At 36.6% G+C, this 4,594-nt stretch carries 3 protein-coding genes; 2 read left to right on the forward strand and 1 reads right to left on the reverse strand.

The genetic code is table 11. The annotated features are described in order from the left end of the window. Window positions 1-265: 265 nt before the first annotated feature. On the reverse strand, window positions 266-2,041 hold the full coding sequence (rpsA, locus tag ACIQ2S_RS11500; protein WP_396176121.1) for a 30S ribosomal protein S1: 1,776 nt from the start codon (window positions 2,039-2,041) through the stop codon (window positions 266-268). A 496-nt stretch (window positions 2,042-2,537) separates the two neighbouring features. Here rpsA and ACIQ2S_RS11505 point away from each other — a divergent pair, with 496 nt between their 5' ends. Together ACIQ2S_RS11505 and ACIQ2S_RS11510 are read left to right on the forward strand one after the other, a co-directional pair. Further along, window positions 2,538-3,719 carry a hypothetical protein gene (locus ACIQ2S_RS11505; RefSeq protein WP_396176123.1) on the forward strand — a complete coding sequence of 394 codons (1,182 nt, stop codon included), beginning with the start codon at window positions 2,538-2,540 and terminating at the stop codon, window positions 3,717-3,719. A 5-nt stretch (window positions 3,720-3,724) separates the two neighbouring features. Then, the coding region (locus tag ACIQ2S_RS11510) for a hypothetical protein (protein ID WP_396176126.1) at window positions 3,725-4,594 on the forward strand (870 nt) is incomplete at its 3' end.

The raw sequence follows: 4,594 nt of genomic DNA on the forward strand, positions 1-4,594 counted from the left end.
CCTTGGAAAAACCAATGAAAACGTGTTGCGAATTGTTTCGTTTTTATTTGTATTGAAATCCATGGTGGGTATTTCTATTTATTACTGCTTTTGGCAAGGGAAGAACTTTAATGAGGATATTTGGAGAAGTAAGTATTATAATTAGTGCTTAGTCCATAGTCCTTAGTCCTTAGTCTTTAGTGATTGGTGATTGGTGGCTCGTTTGACTTCATAAAAAAATCCTCTTGTTTGCACAAGAGGATTTACTTTTATAAAAAAGAGTTTCTTATTTCTTCTCTCCTTTTTCCATTTTAGCTTTTAAAGCAGCTAAAATTTGGTTGTTTTCTCCAAGCGTTTGAGCTGGTGCATTGTTGTTGTTGGTAGCAACATCAGCTGTAGCAGCTTTCACGTTTTTCTCTTCTTCTTCTTTGAAGATCGCAGTATGCGAAGCTACCACTCTTTTGAATTCTTTGTTGAACTCAATTACTTTAAAGTCGGCAGCATCACCTTTTTTCAATTTCTTACCGTCTTCTTTTTCTAAGTGACGGGTTGGAATGAAAGCAACTACATCATCACCAAAGTCAACAGTAGCACCTTTGTCTACAATCTCAGCGATAGTTCCGTTGTGGATGGTTCCAACAGCATAAGCATCTTCATGTTTATCCCATGGATTAGCAGTGGTTTGTTTGTGACCTAACGATAATTTACGTCCGTCAACATCCAACTCTAATACTACAACATCTAATTTCTCACCAACATTCACAAATTCAGATGGATGTTTGATTTTCTTCGTCCAAGAAAGATCAGAGATGTAAATTAAACCGTCGATACCTTCTTCTAATTCAACGAAGATACCAAAGTTTGTAAAGTTTCTAACAATACCAGTATGTTTCGAACCTACAGGATATTTCGCAGTGATATCTGTCCATGGATCTTGCGTCATTTGCTTGATACCTAAAGACATTTTACGTTCGTTTCTGTCAAGTGTTAAGATCACAGCTTCTACTTCGTCACCAATTTTCATGAAATCTTGAGCCGAACGTAAGTGTGTAGACCATGACATTTCAGACACGTGGATTAAACCTTCTACACCTTCTGCTACTTCGATAAATGCACCGTAATCAGCGATTACAACTACTTTACCTTTTACTTTATCACCTACCGCAAGTTTTGCATCTAAAGCATCCCATGGGTGAGCGTTCAATTGTTTTAAACCTAATTGGATTCTTGTTTTCTCATCATCAAAATCAAGAATTACTACGTTTAATTTTTGGTCTAATTCAAGAACTTCGCTTGGGTGATTGATTCTTGACCAAGAAAGATCGGTAATATGGATTAATCCATCTACACCACCTAAGTCAATAAACACACCATAAGAAGTAATGTTTTTCACCACACCTTCTAATACTTGTCCTTTTTCTAATTGACCAATGATTTCTTTTTTCTGTACTTCAATATCCGCTTCAATAAGAGCTTTATGCGAAACCACAACGTTTTTAAATTCATGGTTAATTTTAACCACTTTAAATTCCATTGATTTATTTACATACTGGTCGTAATCACGGATTGGTTTCACATCAATTTGTGATCCCGGTAAAAACGCTTCGATTCCGAATACGTCTACAATCATACCACCTTTTGTTCTACATTTAACGAAACCATTTACGATTTCACCTGTATCATGAGCAGCAATCACACGATCCCATGCTTTGATAGTTCTCGCTTTTCTGTGTGATAAAACCAATTGACCGGTTTTGTCCTCACGAACATCGATTAAAACCTCTACTTTGTCGCCTACTTTTAAATGCGGGTTGTAACGGAATTCATTCAGTGAAATGACACCTTCTGATTTTGCATTGATATCAACGATTGCGTCTCTATCGGTAATACGAACAACTGTTCCCATTACTACTTCGTCGTTATCAGTTGAAATGAACGTTTTTCCAACTAACTCTTCAAATTCTCTAAGGTTTGCTTCATCAATTGCATCAATTCCTTCTTGGAAGTTATGCCAGTTAAAGTTAGCCAAAAACGTTTCTTGTTCTTTTAAAATTTCAGACATGCTGATTAAAAATTTGTATTCTGTGCTTTCTCGAGTTTCATGAGCGATAGAAATCAACAGAAGTGGTTTACATAAATAGTTTATACCCAATGGAAACTCTTCTTCGCCAAAAGGTGGGCAAAATTACAAATCTTAATTGGAATTACAAAACTATTTTAATTGAAATTGAATAGGTTAATCCTTTTCTGTTTTAAAGTAGTGAACACTCGCTGTGGCTCCTATTTTTTTTGAACACAGATAATAAAAATTTTAAAAATTTCATTAACCTGTGTTCCATAGCATGCAGTGTTTTTCAACAAACCAAGAAAGCTACTTTTACAATTTCCCTTATTTTTATTAGCTGTGTTCACTTCACCCTCCTTACTAAACCCAAGCGAAGCGTCTTAACTCCTAACTGCTAAAAGCCATCCCGGAAATCTTTCTCCAAAAAGTTCTAAATAATTTTTGCAAGTGACTAAATAGAACTATTTTTGCAAAAAATTTTAATTCATTACAGATGAAACATTTATTTCTTACTTTTTTATTGATTGCAAGTTATGGTTTTAGCCAAAACATCTCTTCTGAGAATGTGGATTTCCTGATTCTGAAACAACCTAAAGAAACCATTGAAGTAGCCAATCGTTTACTGAAAGTAACCGTTACTTCACCTTATAACGTGACGGCTGACGATGTGATTAAACAATCGAAAGTGGAGCATCAAGCGGCTTTGGATAATTATGCTACGGTTCTTGCCAACAGCGAAAAAGAATTTGAACAAAAATTAAGAGACTACGACGAAGAAGTGGCTCAAGCCAAAGAAAAGTTTGAATTGGAGTCGGCTGAATTTAAAAAGCTATCCATGTTGGAACGTTTATCAATGACCGACCAAGGGAAAAACCCTAAATTGGTAAACCCAACTAAACCGGATTATGTAAAACCTGCTCCTCCGGTATATAGAGAACCTAATTTAAACGATCATATTATTGTGAACAACGACGTATTGTCGTCACAGATTAATGTAGAAGGTTTTACTAAGGAAGGTAACTATTTGGATGTACTAATTGATATTCGTGCGGTACAATTTCAAGACAATGCCGGACAAACTTTTGCCAACCAACCTACCAAGCTGGTAGTAAAAGTAAACGGTGCAGAAAAAATCAATACCAAGTTCTTTGAGGAATTTAAATTTGTTTCTTCTTCGCCTAGCAACAACATCAACAAATCGTTGGAAGAAAAGAATCATTTAAATAAAGTGGTTGCTTTTTTAAACCAATATCTGAATGACAACTACGGATTCCAATCAATTAAGAAAACAGTGAAATTGGATAAAGTAAAAAACAAAGGCGAATACGACGATTTAGAGAAAGCCCACATTTATGTGACTACCAACTTGAAAAAACTACAACCATCAGAGCCGGAACGCACCGCTGCAGCAGTAACCGGTATGCAAAAAGGGATTGACATTTGGTTGGAAACACTGAAAAAAGTAGAGTTTAAAAAAGATTCGAAATCAGTTTTCAATGCGAAGATTGGAGAATATATTTACTTCAACCTGATTCGTTTGAATTTAGCGATGAACCGCAAAGCAGATGCGGAGAAATACTTAAATGAGTTACAAGAGAACTTGGTGGGTATCAAATTAAGCTACGACGAGCAAAACGAATTGAAAACGTTGGAAAACGAAATCTATAAAAAATAATACCGATGAAAAATACTTTAGTAAAACTATTGTTGGTAGCGGTGATGGGGACATCCTTCGCACAAAACTACCAATTTGGTGAACGATTTGATTTTGATACCAAAAACGAATTGGACCCAAAGTTCGTGCTGATGGACAATTACAACTCTTACCTATTGACGGTTGTCAATAAATACGGGGTACTGATTAGTAACAAAATCATCCTTCGCAAGTTCGATCAAAAAAACAATTTGGTGGAGACCATCTCCCACCCTTTTCCTGAATTAGCAGGCGGTGGCACATTGCACAACGTCTTAGGTTCGTATGCGATTGGTTCCGACAAGGCGGTGGTATTTACCCAAAGCTATTCCGGTAAGTCCAAAAGAGACGAAGTATTCCAACACGTATATGACAAAGCCACAAAGAAATTCACCAGTACGATGCTGATGGGTTTTCCGATTGTGTCAAATTCAAAGTCGGGAAATGTGCAAGTAAAGCAGTCGCCTAACGGTCAGTATTTTGTTGTACATTACAAAGCGGCAAACTCCAAAAAAGAACCGGAAGTGAACCATTTGATGGTTTTGAATAGTAGCACGTTGACTACTGTTTGGAAAAAGGAAGTTACTTTTATGAACGAGTTTTTTACCCGTCACTTAGTAGCTACAAACTCCGGTAAGGCGGTGTTCACTCGTTTGCCTTACGGGTACAAATTAGACAACTATTTGGTGTTGGTAAGCGAGCAAGAGCAAACCGACTTAAAAGTGGGTGAAAGTATTAAAATACACGAACCGGTGGCGATTTCTATCGGTACGCAAGATTATTTATTGGCGATGAATCATCCTTCCAAAGGGGTGCGTCGGGGTGACTATGGTTATTTGATGTTGTATGATTTGAGT

It is taken from the genome of Flavobacterium sp., from assembly GCF_044371705.1.
GTDB lineage: Bacteria > Bacteroidota > Bacteroidia > Flavobacteriales > Flavobacteriaceae > Flavobacterium.